Annotated in this window: 20 protein-coding genes; 19 read left to right on the forward strand and 1 reads right to left on the reverse strand. The window is 41.2% G+C overall.

Features of this window, described 5'->3' with window-relative positions; translation table 11 throughout:
• The first annotated feature begins 66 nt into the window (after positions 1-66).
• Complete coding sequence (locus DFO72_RS11595; RefSeq protein WP_113881846.1) at positions 67-696, forward strand: RsfA family transcriptional regulator; 630 nt, start codon at positions 67-69, stop codon at positions 694-696.
• 83 nt (positions 697-779) lie between these two features.
• On the opposite strand, the gene DFO72_RS11600 is transcribed toward DFO72_RS11595, so the two are convergent.
• Positions 780-1,253 carry an N-acetyltransferase gene (locus DFO72_RS11600; protein WP_113881847.1) on the reverse strand — a complete coding sequence of 158 codons (474 nt, stop codon included), beginning with the start codon at positions 1,251-1,253 and terminating at the stop codon, positions 780-782.
• 263 nt (positions 1,254-1,516) lie between these two features.
• Between DFO72_RS11600 and DFO72_RS11605 the strand changes: the two genes are divergently transcribed.
• The 18 genes from DFO72_RS11605 to murB all read left to right on the forward strand — a co-directional run bounded on the left by DFO72_RS11605 (position 1,517) and on the right by murB (position 22,548).
• Positions 1,517-2,860, forward strand: a complete 1,344-nt coding sequence (locus tag DFO72_RS11605; protein ID WP_113881848.1) for an acetyl-CoA carboxylase biotin carboxylase subunit — start codon at positions 1,517-1,519, stop codon at positions 2,858-2,860.
• Positions 2,861-2,875: 15 nt separating this feature from the next.
• Complete coding sequence (locus DFO72_RS11610; RefSeq protein ID WP_113881849.1) at positions 2,876-3,088, forward strand: biotin/lipoyl-binding carrier protein; 213 nt, start codon at positions 2,876-2,878, stop codon at positions 3,086-3,088.
• Between the two features lie 113 nt (positions 3,089-3,201).
• The gene (locus DFO72_RS11615) at positions 3,202-4,743 is read left to right on the forward strand and encodes an acyl-CoA carboxylase subunit beta (RefSeq protein ID WP_113881850.1); all 1,542 of its coding nucleotides are present in this window, start codon (positions 3,202-3,204) and stop codon (positions 4,741-4,743) included.
• A gap of 187 nt (positions 4,744-4,930) precedes the next feature.
• A complete protein-coding gene (locus DFO72_RS11620; protein WP_243856136.1) occupies positions 4,931-5,818 on the forward strand; it encodes a 2-dehydropantoate 2-reductase in 888 nt (295 codons plus the stop codon).
• 24 nt (positions 5,819-5,842) lie between these two features.
• Positions 5,843-6,229 (forward strand): DUF3397 domain-containing protein, encoded by a 387-nt coding sequence (locus DFO72_RS11625; protein ID WP_309472961.1) that lies wholly within the window; start codon positions 5,843-5,845, stop codon positions 6,227-6,229.
• Positions 6,230-6,373: 144 nt separating this feature from the next.
• A complete protein-coding gene (gene bshC / locus DFO72_RS11630; RefSeq protein WP_113881852.1) occupies positions 6,374-8,008 on the forward strand; it encodes a bacillithiol biosynthesis cysteine-adding enzyme BshC in 1,635 nt (544 codons plus the stop codon).
• Between the two features lie 277 nt (positions 8,009-8,285).
• Complete coding sequence (gene mraZ, locus DFO72_RS11635) at positions 8,286-8,717, forward strand: division/cell wall cluster transcriptional repressor MraZ (RefSeq protein WP_113882143.1); 432 nt, start codon at positions 8,286-8,288, stop codon at positions 8,715-8,717.
• Between the two features lie 111 nt (positions 8,718-8,828).
• Positions 8,829-9,761, forward strand: a complete 933-nt coding sequence (gene rsmH, locus DFO72_RS11640) for a 16S rRNA (cytosine(1402)-N(4))-methyltransferase RsmH (RefSeq protein ID WP_113881853.1) — start codon at positions 8,829-8,831, stop codon at positions 9,759-9,761.
• A 54-nt stretch (positions 9,762-9,815) separates the two neighbouring features.
• Positions 9,816-10,178, forward strand: a complete 363-nt coding sequence (gene ftsL, locus DFO72_RS11645) for a cell division protein FtsL (protein WP_113881854.1) — start codon at positions 9,816-9,818, stop codon at positions 10,176-10,178.
• Positions 10,178-12,409, forward strand: a complete 2,232-nt coding sequence (locus DFO72_RS11650; RefSeq protein ID WP_113881855.1) for a penicillin-binding protein — start codon at positions 10,178-10,180, stop codon at positions 12,407-12,409. The genes ftsL and DFO72_RS11650 overlap by 1 nt, the downstream gene beginning before the upstream one ends.
• Before the next feature lie 97 nt (positions 12,410-12,506).
• Positions 12,507-14,423, forward strand: coding sequence for a stage V sporulation protein D (locus DFO72_RS11655; RefSeq protein ID WP_113881856.1), 1,917 nt, complete (start codon positions 12,507-12,509; stop codon positions 14,421-14,423).
• 235 nt (positions 14,424-14,658) lie between these two features.
• Positions 14,659-16,119, forward strand: coding sequence for a UDP-N-acetylmuramoyl-L-alanyl-D-glutamate--2,6-diaminopimelate ligase (locus DFO72_RS11660; protein WP_113881857.1), 1,461 nt, complete (start codon positions 14,659-14,661; stop codon positions 16,117-16,119).
• 1 nt (position 16,120) lies between these two features.
• Entirely contained in the window at positions 16,121-16,570 is a 450-nt protein-coding gene (locus DFO72_RS11665) for a hypothetical protein (protein WP_113881858.1), read from the forward strand.
• Positions 16,571-16,572: 2 nt separating this feature from the next.
• Positions 16,573-17,547 (forward strand): phospho-N-acetylmuramoyl-pentapeptide-transferase, encoded by a 975-nt coding sequence (gene mraY, locus DFO72_RS11670; RefSeq protein ID WP_113881859.1) that lies wholly within the window; start codon positions 16,573-16,575, stop codon positions 17,545-17,547.
• Positions 17,548-18,900, forward strand: a complete 1,353-nt coding sequence (gene murD, locus DFO72_RS11675; protein WP_113881860.1) for a UDP-N-acetylmuramoyl-L-alanine--D-glutamate ligase — start codon at positions 17,548-17,550, stop codon at positions 18,898-18,900.
• Between the two features lie 169 nt (positions 18,901-19,069).
• Positions 19,070-20,170 carry a stage V sporulation protein E gene (gene spoVE, locus DFO72_RS11680; RefSeq protein ID WP_113881861.1) on the forward strand — a complete coding sequence of 367 codons (1,101 nt, stop codon included), beginning with the start codon at positions 19,070-19,072 and terminating at the stop codon, positions 20,168-20,170.
• Positions 20,171-20,471: 301 nt separating this feature from the next.
• Entirely contained in the window at positions 20,472-21,575 is a 1,104-nt protein-coding gene (murG, locus tag DFO72_RS11685; protein ID WP_113881862.1) for an undecaprenyldiphospho-muramoylpentapeptide beta-N-acetylglucosaminyltransferase, read from the forward strand.
• 64 nt (positions 21,576-21,639) lie between these two features.
• Entirely contained in the window at positions 21,640-22,548 is a 909-nt protein-coding gene (gene murB / locus DFO72_RS11690; protein WP_113881863.1) for a UDP-N-acetylmuramate dehydrogenase, read from the forward strand.
• The last annotated feature ends 79 nt before the right edge of the window (positions 22,549-22,627 follow it).

Genomic DNA, 22,627 nt, shown 5'->3' on the forward strand with positions numbered 1-22,627 from the left:
TGATATCAGTCTATCTTTTCTAGCATTGGCATATGTATAAAGAAAAACACTAGGAGGGATACACTGATGTCTTCAACCCGTCAGGATGCTTGGTCTCAAGATGAAGATTTACTGCTTGCAGAAGTCGTGCTCCGTCATATACGTGAAGGAGGAACTCAGCTTCAGGCATTTGAAGAAGTTGGCAAACAGTTAAGCAGAACCGCGGCTGCCTGCGGATTTCGCTGGAATTCCTATGTAAGAAAACAATATAAATCAGGAATTGAACTGGCAAAAAAACAAAGAAAAGAAATGAAGAAAAGCCCGCAGGCTGCGGAAATGGAACAAGAGCTTCCTGCTGTTCGAGAGGAAAAGGCAGAAAAAGGAAATGAAAAGTCAGTTCAGTCAATAAAAAGGATCGAGTTTGATGAATTAGCCTCTTTCCTGAAAGAGTTATATGAAAAAGCTCAGAAGCCTGCTGCCTCAGAAGATCCTTATCCTAAAAAACGCATTCAGGAGCTTGAGAAGCAAATGTACTACCTGGCAGCGGAAAATGAAAAATTAATTAAAGAATTGAATACAATGGAGCAGGATTACAAAGCACTGGTAGAAATTATGGAAAGCGCAAGAAAGCTTGTCGGGCTCAAAGACGGCACCCGCCACAAAAACTTGAACTTTACTGTGAATCCTGATATAAAGCCTGAGAAGGTGGAGAAATAGATAAATCGTAAATAAAAATAAATAGAAATAAGCGGACAATATTAGTCCGCTTATTTAATGCTTTAGTTTTAGTAGACAGGAACTTAATGGGATTGTTCTTTAACTCCTGCCGGGAACCAGGCCAGCGGATTCTCTCCCAGATCGCGCTCCATATCATAATGGACAGGTTCGAACCCCATTTTTTCCCAGAAGGCTTTCGATTTTACGCGGGGATTTGTTTTAATAGGAAGTCCAAATCCTTTGGCAAATTCTACAAGTGTCTGGCCATAGCCTTTGTTTTGATAGTCAGGCAGGACTTCAAGCTTCCATAACTCCAAATAATCCTGTGCTGGTTCAAAATATCGGTCGAATCTTGCTTCTATCTGGTAAAGGCTCATGCGTGCTACAAGTTTATCCCCAAAATAAATGCCGTAGAAAGGCGACTCGCTGTCATTTTCAATAATATTAGCTTCAAGGTCTTCAAGCATAGATAGCTCCTGCAGTCCATACTCCTTGAATTTCTTAAACTCTTCCAGCGTTTTATAATTTACTTTTAATTTTTCAACTTTATAGTTCATAAAATCTCCCCCTTAGCCATCGATGTATAGGACTTCTGAAGATGTAACCGCTTTATAATGCCTTCCTAATAGTTGAAAGGTTTTTTCTATGTCTATTATTATATAACAATTAAACAAAAAATTCTGCACATATGAAAAACTTAATATATTTTTAGTTTTTTTATAAAAATTAGAAAGCGTTTACAAAAACAGAAGGAAATAGGCAGAAGATTGTAGAAATATATATTATTGCAGGATTACTACAATGAGAAAGGGGACTGAATGTGCGAAAAGTTCTGATCGCCAACAGGGGAGAAATTGCTTTGAGGATAATAAAAACCTGCCGTAAAATGGAAATTGAGACTGTTGCCATATATTCTGATGCAGACAAAGACCTGCCATTTGTTAAAGAAGCTACATATGCTTTCCGTATTGGTGAACCGCCTGTTAATAAATCTTATTTAAAGTCAGAGGCCATTTTGGAAATTGCAAAGAGGGAGAATGTAGATGGAATTCATCCAGGATATGGATTTTTATCAGAAAACTCCGTCTTTGCAAGAGCTGTAATTGATGCGGGTATGGCTTTTATTGGGCCAGATCCTGAAACCATTGAATTGATGGGAGATAAAATTGTATCTCGCAATACCATGAAGGAAGCGGGAGTGCCGATTGTCCCAGGAAGCGGGGAGGGAACATCCACAATTGAGGAAGCATGCAGGCTTGCAGATTCTATGGGCTATCCAGTCATGCTGAAGGCCAGTGGAGGAGGCGGAGGTATTGGAATGGTGCGCTGTGAAAATGAGCAAGCGCTCGCTAAGTCTTTCGACTCCACAAAAGCCCGTGCCAAAGCCTATTTTGGCTCTGATGAAGTATTTGTCGAAAAATATATAGAAAATGCCAGACATGTCGAAATACAAGTGTTTGGTGACCATCATGGGAATATCGTACATTTATTTGAAAGAGATTGCTCTATTCAGAGGAGACATCAGAAAGTAGTAGAGGAATCACCATCACCTTTCCTTTCAGAGCAAACAAAACAAAAGATGTATGATACGGCTTTGACTGCTGCCAAAGCAGTCAATTATAAAAATGCCGGAACCATTGAATTTATTGTGGATGAGCAGGAGAATTTTTATTTTCTTGAAATGAACACAAGACTTCAGGTTGAACATCCCGTAACCGAACAAGTAACTGGGCTGGATCTTGTAGAATGGCAGCTGCTTGCAGCAAGAGGTGAAAAGCTGCCGCTGCAGCAAAATAGCATTAAGCAGGTTGGCCATTCAATTGAATTTAGGCTGTATGCTGAGGATCCTGTAAGCTTTATGCCTTCTCCAGGCAAATTGTCTAAATTTGAATGGACAGATGCCCCGGGAATACGAGTTGATTATGGATATGCTTCAAATACGGCAGTCAGCCCATTTTATGATCCAATGATTGCAAAATGCATAATATTTGGCCAATCAAGGGATGAAGCGATAGAAAATGCCTTGCAATTCTTTGATGGACTGGGGATTGAAGGCATTAAAACCAATGCACCATTATTTAAAGGAATATTAAAAGACGAAGATTTCCGTAAAGGAAATTATTCTACATCATTTCTAGCGCAGAAGGCTTTTGCCGTTAACTAAAAGGAGGAAAATACAATGAAAGAAATTACATCATCAATGGCAGGTACTGTATTAAATGTTTTGGTCGAAGCGGGTCAGGAGGTTAATGCAGGCCAGGAAGTATTAATGCTTGAATCCATGAAAATGGAAATTCCGGTTGAAAGCGAAGCTGCTGGAAAAGTAGCTGATGTGAAGGTAAGCATAGGAGATTTTGTTAACGAAGGCGATGTGCTAATCGTATTCGAATAAGAAGGCTGAGACACGGATATCCAATGACAGGGGGCTGATGCTGAGCCCCTTATGCTCCGTGCAGCAATAATCAAGTTTAACGAGCGAAAAATTCATATTTTAGGAGGATGGGAATGACCACTGCAAAGACATTAACTGAGACGCTGCAGGAAAGAAGCAGGGTGATAGAAGCTGGCGGACATCCAAAATATCATGAAAAGAATGAAGCCCAAAATAAGCTCTTTGTCAGAAGACGGCTTGAACTCCTGTTTGATGACGGATTCTATGAGGAAGATGGCAAGTTTGCGAACTGCCAGGAAAGTGATCTTCCGGCAGACGGGGTTGTTACAGCAGTTGGAAGGATAAATGGCCAGACCGTTTGCGCAATGGCTAATGATTCCACAGTAAAAGCAGGTTCCTGGGGTGCGAGGACGGTTGAAAAGATTATCCGTATACAGGAAACGGCAGAGAAGTTAAAAGTTCCGATCCTTTATCTGGTTGACTCTGCCGGTGCCCGTATTACGGATCAGCTTGAAATGTTCCCGAATAGACGCGGAGCAGGGAGAATTTTTTATAACCAGGTAAAACTTTCAGGTATGGTACCGCAGATATGTCTGCTTTTTGGACCTTCTGCTGCTGGCGGAGCTTATATACCTGCGTTTTGTGATATTGTTATTATGGTAGATCAAAATGCATCTATGTATCTGGGTTCGCCAAGAATGGCAGAAAAGGTTATTGGGGAAAAGGTTACCCTTGAAGAAATGGGCGGCGCCCGCATGCATTGTTCTGTCAGCGGCTGTGGTGATTTGCTTGCATATAGTGAGGAAGAGGCTATTGAATCAGCAAGAAAATACTTGGCGTACTTTCCTGCAAGCTTTAAAGAAAAACCAGTGAAGCTCGAGGCGGTAATGCCCAAATCCGGCCGCAGCCTTGAAGAAATTATCCCTAAAAATCAAAATGCCCCATTTGATATGTATGAGTGTATTGATTCCTTAATTGATGAAGGCAGCTTTTTTGAAATAAAGAAACTTTTTGCCGGGGAACTCATTACGGGACTTGCACGGATTGGGGGGAGACCTTTAGGGATTATTGCCAACCAGCCAAAGGTTAAAGGCGGGGTTTTATTTGTGGATTCTGCTGATAAAGCAGCGAAATTTATTCAGCTTTGTGATGCTTTCCATATTCCGCTATTGTTCCTTGCAGATGTCCCTGGATTTATGATTGGGACTAAGGTGGAACGAGCGGGGATTATCCGACATGGTGCAAAGCTTATTGCTGCGATGAGTTCTGCAACAGTGCCGAAAATTTCAGTTGTCGTCAGAAAAGCATATGGAGCCGGGTTATATGCAATGGCTGGGCCAGCGTTTGAACCTGATTGCTGCATAGCCCTGCCTACAGCACAAATCGCAGTTATGGGTCCTGAAGCAGCAGTAAATGCGGTTTATTCCAATAAAATCAATGCGATTGAAGATCCGAAAGAAAAGATAAAATATGTACAGGAAAAACAGCAGGAATATAAAGAAACAATTGATATCTATAAACTTGCCTCTGAATTAATTGTTGACGAAATTGTTGCACCTTCAGAATTAAGAAATGTTTTAATTAACCGTTTTAATCTGTATGAGACAAAAGAAGTGACATTCAGCATCCGCAAACATCCGGTTTATCCAGTTTAATACTTTATCCTTTTAAAAATCCCTTTTTCGATTTTCGAAAAAGGGATTTTTTTAAAGGATTTAGCTGATGAAAAATGGAATTAAGAAAATAAATATTGAAATTATTGATTAAAACATTCCTTTTTACCCATGAATTTATCTTATTTTGTTAAAATATGCTTAAAAAGTAAAAATGGTGGAGTCTGTTATGATGAAAATAGCTATTATCGGAGGAGGCGCCATTGGCCTTCTGTTTGCCCATTATTTAAATGAAAATCATGAAGTGCGTGTTTATATTAGAAACAGTACTCAATTGCAAAAGCTGCGCATAAAAGGACTTACAATCGAGAGAAAAGGCATTCGCAGAAATGCCCCTGTCAAGGCATTCCATTTCAAGGAATGGAAAGGGGAAGAGGATTTAACAATCATTGCGGTTAAGCAATACAGCATTCCTGATGTTGTAAAGGACTTATCGGAAATGAATACAAGCCAGAGTGGCTCATTTTTGTTTTTGCAAAATGGCATGGGGCATTTGAAATGGGCTGAAATGCTTGAAGCGGAAAATGTTTATGTGGGCAGTGTCGAGCATGGTGCTTTAAAGTCAGAGCCTGACACAGTGCTGCATACTGGGATCGGGGTCACCAAAGTGGCTGCTTTAAAGGGAGATGTGGAATCTTTATCGAAAATATCCGAATCGGTATCTTGTTATTTTCCTTTTAAATTTGCCGAGAATCACATAGAAATGCTAATAGAAAAATTAATCGTAAACTGTGTTATAAATCCGCTTACAGCAGTTCTCCGTGTGAGAAATGGTGAACTCTTAACAAATAAATATTATTATCAGCTATTTTTGAGGTTGTTTGACGAGGTAAGTGCCATATTAGGTATTTCTGATAAAGCAGGTTCATTAACCCATGTAAAAAGTGTCTGTGAGGAAACGGGTATGAACAGATCTTCAATGCTTAAGGATATCGAAGAAGGCAGAGAAACAGAGATAGATGCTATTTTAGGATATATCCTTGAGGAAGCTGAAAGGAAGAAGATGTCTGCTCCATATTCTGAAAGTCTTTATTGTCAGATCAAAGGCAGGGAATAAAAAGGGGGAAATGAGTTGAATACTGTGTTCTCAAGCCTAATTGCAACATTGGTGACCATACCGCTGCTCGGATATCTGGCTGTTTTTATTATCAGCAAACAAATCACTAAAAAACACAAAAGATCTGTACATATTGCCCTGGATGTCAGCACATTATTATTTATTCTGGCGGTTCACTATTTAATTATCGTCATCTGGGATAAATCCTATTTATGGATGATAGTGCTATCCCTGCTGATTACAGCGGTCACTTTTATTATCATGCATTGGAGAATTAAGCAGGAAATCAATCTCCGTGCTTTATTCAAAGGGTTCTGGAGATTCAATTTCTTACTCTATTTCACCGCTTATATAGTTCTGATGTTAATTGGACTTGTTCAAAGGGTAACTTCTGTTGTCTTCATTCCATAGTAAAGCAGGTCAGAGAACATAATTATTTTACATTTAGAATTAAAGCATTTAGGTAAGCAAAGTTTTTTTCTTTTCATTTAAGACAATGCTATACTCATAAGATGAAAATTAAAATTGATCAGCTATGAGAAAGGAAGTTCATTAATGGAGATTCTTAATCTCTCATTGCCGGCAACAAACCGGTTTGCAACAGATTATATTGCACAAACAGAAGAAATTATGCAGTTTTTTCACTATCGTTATAATTCCGACTCTGATTATAAAGCACGGTTAGCTGAACTGAAGGGCCGGTCGTTTTTGAGAAATGAACTTTCTGAATATATTGGAGAGTTTATGGGTCAATTTCCTTCTTCCCCGGCTGTTCATGACTCGCTAAATAAGCTGAAGCAAGAAAATAGTGCAGTGATTATCGGAGGGCAGCAGGCAGGGATTTTGACAGGCCCCCTTTACACTATACATAAAATTATCTCAATCATAAATCTAGCAAAGCAACAGGAAAGTAAGCTGGGAATCCCTGTTGTTCCGGTATTCTGGATTGCGGGGGAGGACCACGACTATCAGGAAGTAAATCATATTTTCATCGAGAAGAATAATAAAATGGAAAAAATGACTTATCCTGAAAAAGTTTTAGAGAAGAAGATGGTTTCAAATATCCCTTTAAACCGTGAAAAGTGCAGGGCGTGGGTGGAAGACATCATTGAGACTTTCGGAGAGACGGAACATACAAAAGACCTTCTTCTGAGTTTAGAAGGAATTATTATGCATTCTCAAACCTATGTGGAGCTCTTTGCCGGTATTATTATGCATTTATTTAAAGAAACAGGGCTTCTTCTGGTTGATTCCGGTGACCAAAAGCTTCGCAGACTTGAAAGCAGCATTTTTAGCAAACAGATCAAAGGCTTTGAAGATATCACAAAACGTGTGAAAAGCCAGCAGCAAAACCTGGAGAATGCCGGGTTTCCAAATGCCATTGACTTAAGTGAAAATGCTGCAAACCTATTTTATTATGACGAAAAGCATAAAGAAAGAATACTTTTGGAGTTCAATCAGGAGAAAAAGGTATTTACGGGTAAGGAACAAACTCACGAGTTCTCAATGAATGAGCTTCTGGAGATTTCAGAAAATCATCCCGAACGACTAAGCAATAATGTGGTGACGAGGCCCATCACACAGGAATGCCTGTTTCCGGTTCTTTCCTTTATAGCCGGTCCTGGCGAAATTGCCTATTGGGCTGAACTAAAAATGGCATTTGAATGGTTTGGAATGAAAATGCCTCCTATTATGCCCCGTTTAAATATCACTATCTTAGAACGTTCTGTTGAAAGTGATTTGAGGGAATTAGGACTTGATTTGCAGGGCGTGCTTGTATCTGGCACGAAAGCAGAGAAAGATAAGTTTCTGAAGAGTATTAAAAATGAAAGCATAGAAGCCCAATTCCAAAAAACAAAAGCTCAAGTAAAACAAAACTATGAGCTAATCGAAGAACTTACAATGAAAGAGGTTCACGCCCTTCTTCCTATGTTAAAGAAAAATGAAGATCTTTTAATAAGGCAGATAGATTTCATGGAGAATAAAATCCAGAAATCCTTACAGCAAAAACATAAAGTAATCATTATGAAATTTGAAAAAGCTGAAAACTCACTGAGGCCGGGTGGAGTTCCTCAGGAGAGAGTATGGAATGTTCTCTATTACCTTAATAAATATGGGATGACTTTCCTTGAAGAATTTATTGATTACTCCTATCGTTTTGATGGGACACACAAAGTCATAAAAATTTAATATTCGCCATTATTCTTCGGACCTTTTCCATGCGGATGAGGTCCTTTTTTTGATGAAAAAGGATGAGATCCCTTTATATCCTGACTATTTCCCATCATGAAAATCTAAGAAAAGCATAGTAATGAATTTAAAGAAAATGTAATAAAAAGACGAACGGAAAATGGGGGAATACCTTATGGGAAGCAGGATTTTATATGAAGTGGTAGAATAATTAAAAACATGTGGAGGAAAGTGGGGGATTGTGGTACATTTGAGTTAGAAAGTGGGTGCAGTGGGTATGTTCATGGGTGAGTTCCATCACAACGTTGATAATAAAGGCCGTCTCATCGTGCCATCCAAGTTTCGTGATAACTTGGGGGAAACATTTGTTTTGACACGCGGACTTGATCAATGTTTGTTTGGCTACCCCATGAATGAGTGGAGGCAGCTTGAAGAAAAATTAAAGGGCCTTCCGCTTACCAAAAAAGATGCCCGTGCATTTACCCGTTTTTTCTTTTCAGGTGCCACTGAATGTGAAATTGACAAACAAGGAAGAATAAATATTGCTTCCCCTCTTCTGCAATATGCAAAATTGGAAAAAGAATGTGTAGTGCTGGGCGTTTCCAATCGGATCGAGATATGGAGCAAAAATCTTTGGGAAGATTATTTTGCAGAATCAGAGGAATCTTTTGCTGATATTGCGGAAAACATGATTGGGTTTGATATATAATGGGAATGTTTTAGTAATATAATTTCCCATAATGCAAAGATATTTGTTTAGCTCAAGATGCCATTAATGCATCTCGTGCTTCTCGGATTGGAAAGGTGGATTCATACAACAATGTTTGAACATACAACAGTGCTATTAAAAGAAACAGTAGAAGGTTTAAATATCCATCCTGATGGAGTGTATGTGGATTGTACGCTGGGCGGTGCAGGCCACAGTGAATTAATTCTTTCCCAGCTGTCTGAAAAAGGAAAGCTGTACGCATTTGACCAGGATGACACAGCGATTGCTCACGCAAAAGAAAAACTGGCTGAATATGGTGACAGAATTACGATCATCAAAAGTAATTTCAAGTATCTTCAGGAAGAACTTGCAAACCTGGGTGTGTCAAAAGTAGATGGTGTTCTATATGACCTTGGCGTTTCATCACCTCAATTGGATACACCTGAAAGAGGCTTCAGCTATCATAATGATGCCCCGCTTGATATGAGAATGGATACAGGCGCTGACATTTCCGCTTATGACGTAGTAAACAGCTGGGAATATGGAGAACTTGTGAAAATCTTCTTCAGATACGGAGAAGAGAAATTCTCGAAGCAAATTGCGAGGAAGATTGAAGCGGCCAGGGAAGTTTCCCCGATAGAAACAACAGGCCAGCTGGTTGAGCTGATTAAAGAGGCAATACCCGCTCCTGCCAGACGAAAAGGCGGGCATCCCGCCAAACGTGTATTTCAGGCCATTAGAATAGCTGTTAATGATGAACTTGGTGTATTTGAGGACTCTCTGCACCAGGCTATTGACATATTAAATCCCAATGGAAGAATCAGCGTGATCACGTTTCATTCACTGGAGGATCGGATTTGTAAAGCGGCCTTTAAAAAAGCCAGTGAAACACCAAATCTGCCTCACGGCCTCCCGATTATTCCAGATGAATATAAACCAATCTTAAAGCTCATTAACAGAAAGCCGATTCTGCCTTCAGAAGAAGAGCTGGAACACAATAACCGTGCAAGGTCCGCTAAACTGCGAATAGCAGAGAAGCTTTAAGCGATTACGAATACTCAAGCAGAGAATAAATAAAAAATTTACAGGAGGGGAATTATGAGCAATTTAGCCCGGAAAATTCAAGAGGAAAAACAATTTGATGTCCAAACCCAACCCGTCCAGGCTCCCAAGAAATTATCAAAAAAGTCATGGCTTTCCCCCGGGGAAAAAATACTGGGACTTGCTTTCACTGGCATTATTTGTTTTGGTGCAGTACAAATGGTTTCAAACCAGGCAGCCATTTATGAAGTGAATAAAGAAATTCAGCAAACAGAAGAAGCAATCCAAACGCAGAATAAAGTGAATACAGATCTCGAAATGCAAGTGGGCGAATTAAGTACATACGAACGCATTAAAGCAAAAGCTGAGGAAATGGGACTTAAATTCAGCGGAAATAATGTCAAGGTAGTGGAAGATTAATGAAGAAACAGCCAAATATCAATTTTGGAGCAGCGATATTATTTTTAATATTCAGCCTGCTCTTTTTTGTATTAATTTTCCGCTTTGTTTCCATTCAGGTCACAGGTGAAGCAGCGGGACATGCACTTGCGGCAAAAGCTCAGCAAAAATATGAACGTGAAAAGACAATTCAAGCCAAAAGGGGTACTATTTATGACCGCAATGGTGAAGTCATTGCCGAGGATACCATTTCCTACAAGCTTGTAGCAATCCTTGACAAAAGTATGAAGCCGGATTATGTGAAAGACCCTGAAAAAACAGCAGCGGCGCTTTCAAAAGCAATTGATCTGGAAGAGTCGGAGATATATAGGATCCTAACGAAGAAAACAGAAGATGGGGAGACGCCATTCCAGGTGGAATTTGGTAAAGAGGGGCGCGATCTTCCGTTAAAGACAAAAAGAGAAATAGAAGATATGGAATTGCCGGGAATTACATTCATTACTGATTCCAAACGGTTCTACCCAAATGGGGTCTTTGCCTCACATTTAGTCGGATATGTTGAAAAGAAAAAATCGAAGACGAATAAGACCGATACAGTTGGGATGCTGGGCCTTGAACAGAGTTTGAATGATGTGCTCACAGGAAAAGATGGAAAGTTCAGCTATGAAAGCGATATATGGGGATATCTCCTCCCAAATGGAGATCAAAAAATCCAGCCGGCTCAAAATGGCAAAGATGTGTATTTGACAATCGATAAAAAGATCCAGACTTTCCTTGAAGATTCCATGAATAAAGTAGACGAAGAGTATAAGCCGAAAAAGATGGTTGCTGTAGTCGCGGATGCCAAAACGGGTGAGATTTTGGCAATGGGACAGAGGCCATCCTTTCATCCGAAAACAAAGGAAGGCATTGAAGAGACGTGGCATAATGAAGTGATCGAAAACTCATTTGAGCCCGGCTCCACTATGAAGATCTTTACATTGGCTGCAGCCATTGAGGAGGGAGAATTTGATCCTAATGAATGGTATAAATCAGGAAGTTATAAAGTAACAGAAAATTCACCGGCTATACGAGACCATAACCAGGGACGGGGCTGGGGGTCCATTACTTATCTTGAAGGTGTTCAGCGTTCGTCGAACGTGGCTTTCGCGAAAATAGTTAAAGAGAAGCTTGGATATGAAAAATACAGGGAATATATAACAAAGTTTGGGTTTGAAAATCCAACAGGAATTGACCTGCCGAATGAAACAGGCGGAAAAATCGCTTACGAGTGGCCGCTTGATAAGGTAACTACCGGATTCGGGCAAGGTTCTGCCATTACGCCGATTCAGCAGGTACAGGCAGCTACTGCCATTGCAAATGACGGCAAAATGATGAAGCCTCATGTGATCAGCAGTATTGTTGATGGTGATAAAAATGAAGTCTTAAAAAAAACAAAGCCGGAAGTGAAGGGGAATCCAATCTCAGCAGAAACGGCCAAGAAAACTAGGGATATCCTGGAAACGGTTGTGTCTTCTGAAAAAGGAACGGGCTACAAAAGGTATAATATTGAGGGCTACGAGGTTGCCGGAAAAACGGGGACTGCCCAAATCCCTGACCCAAATGGCGGAGGATATTTAACGGGACATGAAAATTTTATCTTCTCCTTTTTAGTCATGGCGCCAAAAGATGATCCTGAACTGATCATCTATGTTGCGGTCCAGCAGCCGGATATTGACCTGAGCACAAACGGTGCCGAGCCGGTTTCCAAGATTTTTACACCGGTTATGAAAAGCAGTCTTCAATATTTAAATATCGAGCCGGCAAAGGAACTGAAGGCAAACTCTGAACAAGCACCTGAAGTGGAAGGGAAAACAGTTGAGGAAGCAAAAGCAGCATTGAAAAAGTCCGGTTTTGAAGCTATTGTACTGGGAAAGGGAAGCAAGGTTGAAAGACAGGTCCCTGGAAATATGTACAACTTGCTGGAAGGAGAACGAGTAATCTTAAAGACGGAAGGCGATCTAACGGTTCCTGATATGAATGGATGGTCGCTGAGGGATGTTATGAAGGTGGCAAAGCTTGCTGACATAAAGCTGAATACTGTTGGAAGCGGATATGTGGTGAAGCAAAATCTGAAGGCTGGTTCTGCACTCAGGGAAGGTGACTATTTAATCGTCGAACTTGAGCCGCCTGCAGAGAAATATAATGAGGAAAACGCAGAAAACGCAGAATCAGAAGAGCAGCAGGAAGAAGAGGAAGCAGTGCTGGATTAAATTAGAACGTACTGCCGGATGAGCGGCAGTGCGTTCTATTCATTTATGTACAAGCATATATTGGAACGAGCCATAATCTAAGGAGGTTCGTCCGTACATGCGTGTTTCAAATGTAACCGTTCGAAAACGGCTGACTGTAGCGTTGTTTGTTGGTATTCTCGTTTTTTTTATTATTGATTTGCGCCTTGGATATGTTCAATTCTTTCTGGGGAATTTGCTTACAGATGGCGCAAAGGAACTCTGGAGCAGAGACATCCCTTTCGAACCGGAAAGAGGAGAAATCGTCGACCGCAACGGTGTTCCGCTGGCTACGAATGTCAGTGCCCCAACTGTCTATGTTGTACCCAGGCAAATAAAGGATCCAGCCGATGCTGCAGAGAAATTGGCTGCAGTGCTGAATATGTCAAAAGAAAAAGCTTACCAGCTGATTACAAAAAGAGAATCAAGTGTGAAAATCCCTGAAGGCCGAAAAATTTCCCATGAAAAAGCGAAAGAAATCCGTGCATTGGAAATTGAAGGCCTATACATTGGAGAAGATTCAAAACGACATTACCCTTTCGGGAATTACCTCTCGCATGTTTTGGGGTTTTCTGGAATTGATAATCAGGGTCTTATGGGTCTTGAATTATATTATGACGAAGAACTAAAAGGAAAAAAAGGATCTGTTAAGTTTTATGCGAATGCAAAGGGAGAACGGATGAACGATATGGCGGATGACTACAAGCCGCCGGTTGATGGTATGGATTTAAAGCTCACTATCGATTCCAAGATTCAGACAATCGTAGAAAGGGAGCTTGATATTGCTCAGGCTGAGTACAATCCTGATGGAATAATAGCAATTGCCATGAATCCAAATAACGGGGAAGTTCTTGCCATGGCAAGCAGGCCAGATTTCGACCCTGCGAATTTTAGGAATGTACCTCCGGAAATATACAACCGGAACCTGCCAATCTGGAGTACATACGAGCCTGGTTCCACATTCAAAATCATCACTCTGGCCGCTGCGTTAGAAGAGGGCAAGGTAGACTTGGAAAAGGATCATTTCCATGACCCGGGATCTGTTGAAGTTGGCGGTGCCAGACTAAGATGCTGGAAAAAGGGCGGCCATGGCAGCCAGACTTATCTGGAAGTAGTCCAGAATTCCTGTAACCCTGGTTTCGTAGAGCTGGGAGAGCGATTAGGCAAAGAAAAACTGTTTAAATATATCCGCGACTTCGGGTTCGGAGAAAAGACTGGTATCGACCTGCAGGGCGAAGGGAAAGGGATTCTATTTAATCTCGATCGGGTTGGCCCAGTTGAGCAGGCAACTACTGCGTTTGGACAGGGCGTTTCTGTGACCCCGATTCAGCAGGTAGCAGCCATTTCGGCTGCCGTTAATGGCGGAACATTATATACCCCATATATAGCCAAAGAGCTTATTAATCCGGCTACCGGAGAAATATTGATGAAAAAATCACCGGATGCAAAAAGAAAAGTAATCTCAAAGGAAACATCAGATGAAATCCGACAAGCGCTTGAATCAGTTGTGGCAAAAGGATCAGGAAAAAAGGCCTTTGTAGACGGGTACCGTGTAGGCGGTAAAACCGGGACTGCACAAAAAGCGCAAAACGGCCGATACCTGGAAAATAACCATATTGTATCATTTATAGGGTTTGCACCTGCAGATGATCCCCAGCTTGTTGTTTATGTAGCAGTGGATAATCCAAAAGGAACTATTCAATTCGGTGGTGTAGTTGCTGCTCCGATTGTAGGGGAGATCATGGGGGACAGCTTGCGGGCCATGGGTGTAAAGCCGCGGAAAAATCAAATTGAAAAAGAGCTGACATGGATGGATTCACCAATGATAGAAGTTCCTGATATGGTCGGCCTGACAAAGAAGGACCTGGGTGAGCTGTACCTTAACCTGAAAATTGATGCGAGCGGCAAAGGAAATACAGTGGTCAAGCAAACGCCTCAGCCTGGCATCAAGTTAAAAGAAGGTTCAACGATTCGGCTGTATTTTGACGAGAAATAAGAATAGGACTGAGGGCGGCATCATCCTGCGCCGCCTGAATTTTTTTGTTTGTAAGGAAACCGCAACATACTTTCAGGTTTTGGGTTCTATATATTAAATAGCTAAATAAGCAATTATCATGTACAATATATATCGCCATCATTTAGAATGTTAGTTTGAGAAATTAAAAATGAATATGATCAGAAGCATAAAAAAAGATTAGATTGTTCTGTTTAACACGAGAGGATTGGTAGACATGGAATTACATAAATTGCTGCGATTTTTGCAGCCTTATATGACTTTTAAAGGGGAAAACCCGGAAATCACAGCGATTGTTAACGATAACCGGAAAGTTACACCTGGAAGTCTATTTGTTTGTATTGAGGGCTATACGGTGGATGGCCACGATTTTGCGGCTTCTGCTGCCGAAAAAGGTGCAGCAGCAGTCATTGCCCAAAAAGAATTGGAATTGGATATCCCAGTTATAGTGGTAAAGAATACAAAACGGGCCATGGCTGTGCTGGCTGATGCCTTTTATGGGCAGCCGAGCAAGCAGCTTCATTTAATTGGCATAACAGGCACCAATGGCAAAACAACAACAAGCCATTTGATAGAGAAAATCCTTGCAGATGCAGGAAGGAAAACTGGATTAATTGGCACGATGTATACGAAGATTGCCGATGAAACCTTTGAAGTGAAAAATACTACTCCTGAAAGTTTGACTCTGCAAAGCACATTTAGAAAAATGGCAGATGCAGGTGTAGATTCAGCCGTAATGGAAGTGTCTTCACATGCACTTGATGAAGGGCGCATTCATGGCTGTGATTTTAATATAGCCGTATTTACAAACCTGACCCAGGATCATCTGGATTATCACAAAACAATGACAGAATACAGGAGAGCAAAAGGGCTGCTTTTTGCCCAGCTCGGAAGCGCCTATAATCATAGAGAGCCGAAGTATGCCATTTTAAATTCAGATGACCCTGCTTCTGCAGAATATGAAAAATCGACGGCAGCTCATGTCATTTCCTATGGAATCGATCAGGGAGCTGACCTCCGGGCAATTAATATTCAGATGACTGCTGGCGGGACGGAATTTGACTTAATCTCTCCATTTGGAAAGCATAAAGTTTCTCTGAAAATGATAGGCAAATTCAGCATCTATAATGTCCTTGCCAGCATAGGTGCAGGGATCGCTTCAGGGATATCAATCTCGCAAATCATCAAATCTGCTGAAGAAGTTAAAGGCGTAGCAGGCAGATTTGAAACCGTAGATGCGGGTCAGGATTTTTCTGTGATTGTTGATTATTCACATACTCCGGACAGCCTGAAAAATGCTTTGGAAACAGTAAAGCAATTTGCCCTGAATCGCATTTTTGCCATCGTGGGATGCGGAGGAGACAGAGACAGATCCAAGCGGCCGCTAATGGCTGAAATTGCATGCCAGTACAGTACAGACCCGATTTTTACTTCTGATAATCCCCGAAGTGAAGACCCGGTTCAAATCCTTAGGGACATGGAAGAGGGAGTAAAAGGTGAAAGTTATAAAACAATCGCCGATCGAAAAGAGGCCATTCACTATGCGGTGAAAAATGCCAGTAAAGGAGACGTTATTTTAATAGCCGGCAAGGGCCATGAGACATATCAGCAGGTAGGAAACGAGGTTTTCGACTTTGATGACCGCCTTGTCGCAAAAGAGGCTATAGAGGAGCGATAAAATGTATTTGATGTATCGGGATTTAGCGGTATTGTTTCCGTCCGTAAAAGGGATAAAGGATAATGAGCTTGAATTTCATACGGTCGCTTCCTCCTCTTCCGCCCTGCAGCCAAAAGGAATTTATATTCCTTTTGGAGAGGCCGGAAATCTGAAAGAAGCTATAGAAAAAGGGGCTGTTGCTGCTCTCTGGCATGAGAATGCCGAGACGCCCGCATATACCCCGAATCATTTCCCTATTTTTTATACTAACGACTTAACGAAAGGCTTAAAGGACATCATGAAATTATATATAGAAAAATTAAGCAAATCAGAAGAAAAGATGAACACAACTAATTTCCTTATTTCAGGTGAAAAAAGTCTTAAAGAAAACGAAGCAACATATGATATTGCTGTGATGGCTGAAAGATTAGCGGAAGCTGCAGGAAATGCCAAGCCGGAAAGGAGGGGATAAGTATGATGGAGCAAGTTATTTTTTTCACAATATTGGCAGGCTTTTTAATTACTGTTTTGCTGTCTCCCATTTTTATTCCCTTCCTGAGAAGATTGAAATTCGGGCAGAGCATCCGTGAAGAAGGCCCTAAATCCCATCAGAAAAAGACAGGTACACCGACAATGGGCGGAATCATGATTCTTCTTTCCGTTACGGTGACCACTTTGCTTATGACCGGGAAATTTTCAGAACCTACTGTAGAAACTTATTTGCTGCTGCTCGTTACCCTGGGCTTTGGACTCCTCGGTTTTCTTGATGACTTTATTAAAGTAGTATTAAAGCGAAACTTAGGTCTGACTTCAAAGCAAAAGCTACTGGGCCAAATTATTATTTCTGTTATTTTTTATTTTGTTTTCAAGCAAAATGATTTTTCAACAGAAGTGCATATTCCGCTGACAGACATTTCGATTGATTTGGGCTGGGGGTATGTTTTATTTATTATTTTCTGGCTGGTCGGATTCTCGAATGCTGTCAATCTGACAGATGGACTTGATGGTCTTGTTTCAGGAACTGCTGCAATCGCTTTTGGAGCATTTGCAGTCCTGGCATGGAATCAATCCCAATTTGAAGTATCCATTTTTTCTGTAGCTGTAGTGGGAGCGGTATTGGGTTTCCTTGTCTTTAATGCCCACCCTGCAAAGGTGTTTATGGGAGACACAGGATCACTGGCTCTGGGAGGGGCTATTGCGACCATAGCCATCTTGACAAAACTTGAAATCATCCTGATTATTATCGGCGGTGTTTTTGTTATTGAAACATTATCTGTTATTTTACAGGTGGCATCTTTTAAGACCACCGGGAAGCGGATCTTCCGTATGAGCCCGCTCCATCATCATTATGAATTGGTGGGCTGGTCAGAATGGCGGGTTGTCGTTACATTCTGGACCGTAGGCCTATTATTTGCAATCTTAGGAATCTATATTGAGGTGTGGGTGTAAGTGAAAGAGGTAAATCGCTATCGACATAAAAAAATATTAGTGCTGGGACTGGCCAAAAGCGGAGTGAGTGCAGCTTCCCTTTTACATAAGCTTGGAGCATTTGTAACTGTTAACGATTATAAGCCTCTTGCGGAAAATCCTGAAGCTCAGGGACTGCTTGAACAAGGGATTACAGTTATTTGCGGGGGCCATCCAATTGAACTTCTGGAAGAGGGGTTCGAGCTGATTGTAAAAAACCCGGGTATTCCTTACCATAATCCAATGATAAAAGGAGCTCTAGAAAAGGGCATACCGGTCATTACAGAAGTGGAGCTTGCCTTTCAGGTCTCTGAAGCTCCTTTTATTGCGATTACAGGTACAAATGGAAAAACCACCACAACTACTCTCGTGTTTGAAATGCTTCAGGCAGGAAGCAAAATGCCGCTGATAGCAGGAAATATTGGAACAGTAGCTTCCGAGGTTGCCCAGAGTGCTGGAGAAGAAAATAATATCGTGATTGAGCTTTCATCATTTCAGCTGATGGGTATTCAGGATTTCAGGCCGAGAATCGCCATTTTAACAAATTTATATGATGCCCATTTGGATTATCATGGCACTAGAGAAGAGTATCATGCAGCCAAAGCAAATATTACGATGAATCAGACTGAAAAGGATTATTTCATTGTCAATGCCGATCAAGATAAAGTAATGGAAGCCGCTGCACGGTCAGAGGCTAAAATAATACCTTTTTCAACTTCCAGAGTCCTGTCTGAAGGGGCATACGTAAAAGATGGCTTGATTTATTTTAATGATGAACAAGTGATGGAAAGAAAAGATGTTTCATTGCCGGGAGAGCACAATCTTGAGAATATCCTATCCTCAGTGGCTGCTGCCAAACTGACCGGTGTCGGGAATGAAGCCATAAGCCAAGTTCTAAGTTCGTTTACCGGAGTCAAGCACCGCCTGCAGTATGTTGGCGAATACCAGAGCAGGAAATTTTATAATGATTCTAAAGCAACGAACATTTTAGCAACGAAGAATGCAGTGTCAGCATTTGATCAGTCAGTCATTCTTCTTGCAGGCGGTCTTGACCGCGGAAATGGCTTTGATGAACTCATCCCATCTCTCAAAAAGGTAAAAGCACTTGTAACCTTTGGACAAACAGCTGAAAAGATTGAAAATGCAGCAATGGAAGCGGGAATAAAAACAATTGAGCGTGTCGATAATGTTGAGAAAGCCGTACCTGCTGCCTTTAAGCTTTCAGAGCCAGGAGATGTGATTCTGCTTTCTCCTGCTTGTGCAAGCTGGGACCAATATAAAACTTTTGAGGTTCGGGGAGACATGTTTATAGATGCGGTGCATAAGCTTAATTAAGGGCTTGTCTGCGGGACTATGGGAACTTCAGCAAAGGCATACATCTGCTTCGCGTGACATTTAGAGCTTTAATAAGGAACGCAATAAGACTGCCGGAAAACAGGCAAGTTTATTTGCGGCAGAAAAAGGTTCCTTGATAGCCCTAAAACTTGCATTCGAGGTGTTTTCGTTGCCGACCAAAAAAACCACTCCCGATTTTATATTAATGATCGTCACTTTTATGCTGCTTGCTGTAGGATTGACTATGGTATATAGTGCAAGTGCAATTTGGGCAGATTATAAATTTGATGATTCTTTCTTTTTTGCGAAAAGGCAAATGCTTTTTGCCGGAGTTGGAATTATTGCGATGTTTTTTATCATGAATGTGGATTATTGGACATGGAGAACATGGGCAAAGGTTTTAATCATTGTCTGTTTTGTACTTTTGCTCCTGGTGTTGATCCCTGGAATAGGCAATGTGCGAAATGGCTCGAGGAGCTGGATTGGGGTAGGAGCATTTTCAGTTCAGCCTTCCGAGTTTATGAAGCTTGCCATGATTGTGTTTATGGCAAAATTCCTCTCCGAAAAACAAAAGCTGATTACCTCTTTCAGAAAAGGTCTTGTTCCATCTTTAGGGCTCGTATTTTTAGCATTTGGATTAATAATGCTGCAGCCTGATTTAGGCACTGGAACTGTAATGGTGGGTACTTGCGTTGTCATGATTTTTATCGCAGGAGCGAGGATCAGCCACTTTGTCTGGTTTGGCGCTGCAGGCTTGGCCGGATTTGTGGCACTTGTTCTGTCGGCCCCATACAGGATAAAGCGGATTACTTCATTTCTAGACCCATGGGAAGATCCATTGGGCAGCGGATTCCAGATTATCCAGTCCTTATATGCAATAGGGCCGGGAGGATTGTTTGGCCTTGGTCTGGGGCAGAGCAGACAGAAGTTTTTTTATCTTCCTGAGCCGCAGACAGATTTTATTTTTGCTATTTTAGCTGAGGAACTGGGATTTATAGGCGGATCTTTTGTCATTTTATTATTTGCACTTCTTTTATGGCGCGGCATCCGCATAGCGCTGGGCGCCCCTGATTTATATGGGAGTTTCTTGGCTGTTGGGATCATAGCAATGGTCGCTATTCAGGTAATGATAAATATCGGAGTAGTAACAGGACTGATGCCTGTTACTGGCATCACACTTCCGTTTCTGAGCTACGGGGGATCGTCTTTGACACTGATGCTCATGGCTATAGGGGTTCTGCTTAATATAAGCAGATATGCAAGGTATTAGCGCATTTTATAACATGCATTTTGGAAACCCTGTGAAGCAGGGTTTCTTTTTTGGAAGAAAAAATTTATCCGGCATCGAAGAATTATCAAACTTCTTTGCAATTTTGCACATTATTACATTTCTTTAACATTATGATGTACGTTCCTATCTATTTGTTTTGAATATAGTAGAATAGGGGAAAGAGGGGAAGTGTTTCCCGCTCGAACGCTGGATGACCTTCAATTAATCTGATAGCTTTATATTTGTTCAAGAAATAAAGCTTTGATTTCTTTGATAATAAGATTTTTTTTGAGGTGAAAGAATGAAAATTGCTGTTAGCGGCGGAGGAACTGGCGGACATATATATCCGGCACTTGCGCTTATAAGACAAATTCAGAAAGAACATAAAGATGCCGAATTTCTATATATTGGAACTGAAAAAGGGCTTGAAAATACGATTGTCAATCGTGAAAATATCCCTTTTAAATCAATACATATAACGGGTTTTAAAAGAAAGCTATCTTTGGAAAATGTTAAAACTGTTTTAAGGTTTCTGAAAGGTGTTCGTGAAAGTAAAAAGATGCTTAAGGAATTTAATGCAGATGTCGTCATCGGCACGGGCGGTTATGTTTGTGGTCCAGTTGTATATGCTGCTTCAAAGCTTGGCATTCCAACCATCATCCATGAGCAAAACAGCGTCCCGGGATTAACCAATAAGTTTTTAAGCAGATATGTTGATAAAATCGCAGTATGCTTTGAAGAAGCAAAGGCTTTTTTTCCGGATACTAAAACAGTCATGACAGGGAATCCGCGTGCTTCAGAGGTGCTGGGACAGGATGGGATCAGGGGGAGACTATCAGCAGGATTAAAAACCGGTGTCCCTGCTGTGTTAATCTTTGGAGGCAGCAGAGGGGCAAGGCCAATCAATGATGCAGTTCTAAAAACTCTGGCTGAGCTAGGTGAAAAGCCATATCAGGTTCTATATATCACAGGGGACGTCCATTATGAGGATGTACAAAAAGAAATAGAGCTGGTCGGAAGCCCTGAAAATGTAATGATTAAACCATTTATTCACAATATGCCAGAAGTGCTGGCCGGAGCAGACCTGGTTGTATCACGTGCGGGAGCCACCACTTTGGCAGAGATAACCTCTTTAGGAATTCCGAGCATTTTAATCCCAAGCCCATATGTAACAAATAACCACCAGGAGAAAAATGCAAGAGCGCTAAGCGACCATGGTGCTGCAGAACTTTTGCTTGAAAAAGAGTTAACAGGGAAAAGGCTTATTGACAGCATCGACCGAATCATCCTCGATAAAGATAAGATGAGTAACATGAAGGAAGCTTCGAAAAAACTTGGGATCCGTGATGCATCAAATAGGCTATACAAATTAATGGCCGAACTGGTTTCAAATAATGGGAAGTAGCCCTGATTAGAAAATTTGCATAGAATAAATAAATTTAGGCATAGATCAAGAAAGGGAGGTAAATATGGACGAATTTATCAGCAAGCTTAGAGAATTAAACATCGGATCAGTTAAAGAAAATGAGCCGATGGCTAATCATACAACAATGAAAATTGGCGGACCCGCCGATTTGTTTATTGAGCCTTCTTCCATAGAAAACCTGGCAAAAGCGATGGAACTAATCCATAGCTATGAACTGAAATGGAGAGCAATTGGAAGAGGATCAAATTTGCTCGTATCTGATGGAGGCATAGAAGGAGTGGTCATTAAGTTGGGCCGCGGCATGGATCACCTGGATCTTAATGGTACGGAATTAAGAGCAGGCGGCGGTTATTCATTGGTTGCCCTCTCTACAATTATCAGTAAAAAAGGCTTGTCAGGTCTCGAATTTGCCAGCGGGATTCCCGGGTCTGTAGGCGGAGCAGTTTATATGAACGCTGGTGCTCACGGTTCTGATATTTCGCAGATCCTGACCAATGCACATGTTCTTTTCGAAGATGGGAAGATGGAATGGCTAACCAACGAAGAAATGGAATTTTCTTATAGAACATCCGTCCTTCAAAAGAAACGTCCGGGTATTGTTCTTGAGGCCGTTTTCCGGCTTACAGAGGGAGACAGGGAAAAAATTTCCTCTGCAATGCAAAAAAATAAGGATTACAGGAAGGAAACCCAGCCTTGGAACTTCCCATGTGCAGGCAGTATTTTCCGTAACCCGCTTCCGGAATATGCTGGCCATCTGATAGAAAAAGCCGGAATGAAGGGCCATAGCATCGGTGGAGCGCAAATTTCCAATATGCATGGGAATTTCATCGTGAATGCGGGAGATGCCAGGGCGGAAGATGTACTTGCATTAATTCAGCATATTAAGGATACAATCTTTGATTTGTATGGAGTGAAAATGGAGACAGAAGTAGAAATAATCGGTCGAAAGTAACGGGGAATAATACCTTACGTATACCATTTATTGTGATATAATAATTTATTAGATAACAGTAAATGTAGTAAGAACGGCA

This window comes from Cytobacillus oceanisediminis (genome assembly GCF_004366035.1).
Classification (GTDB): domain Bacteria; phylum Bacillota; class Bacilli; order Bacillales; family Cytobacillaceae; genus Cytobacillus; species Cytobacillus oceanisediminis_C.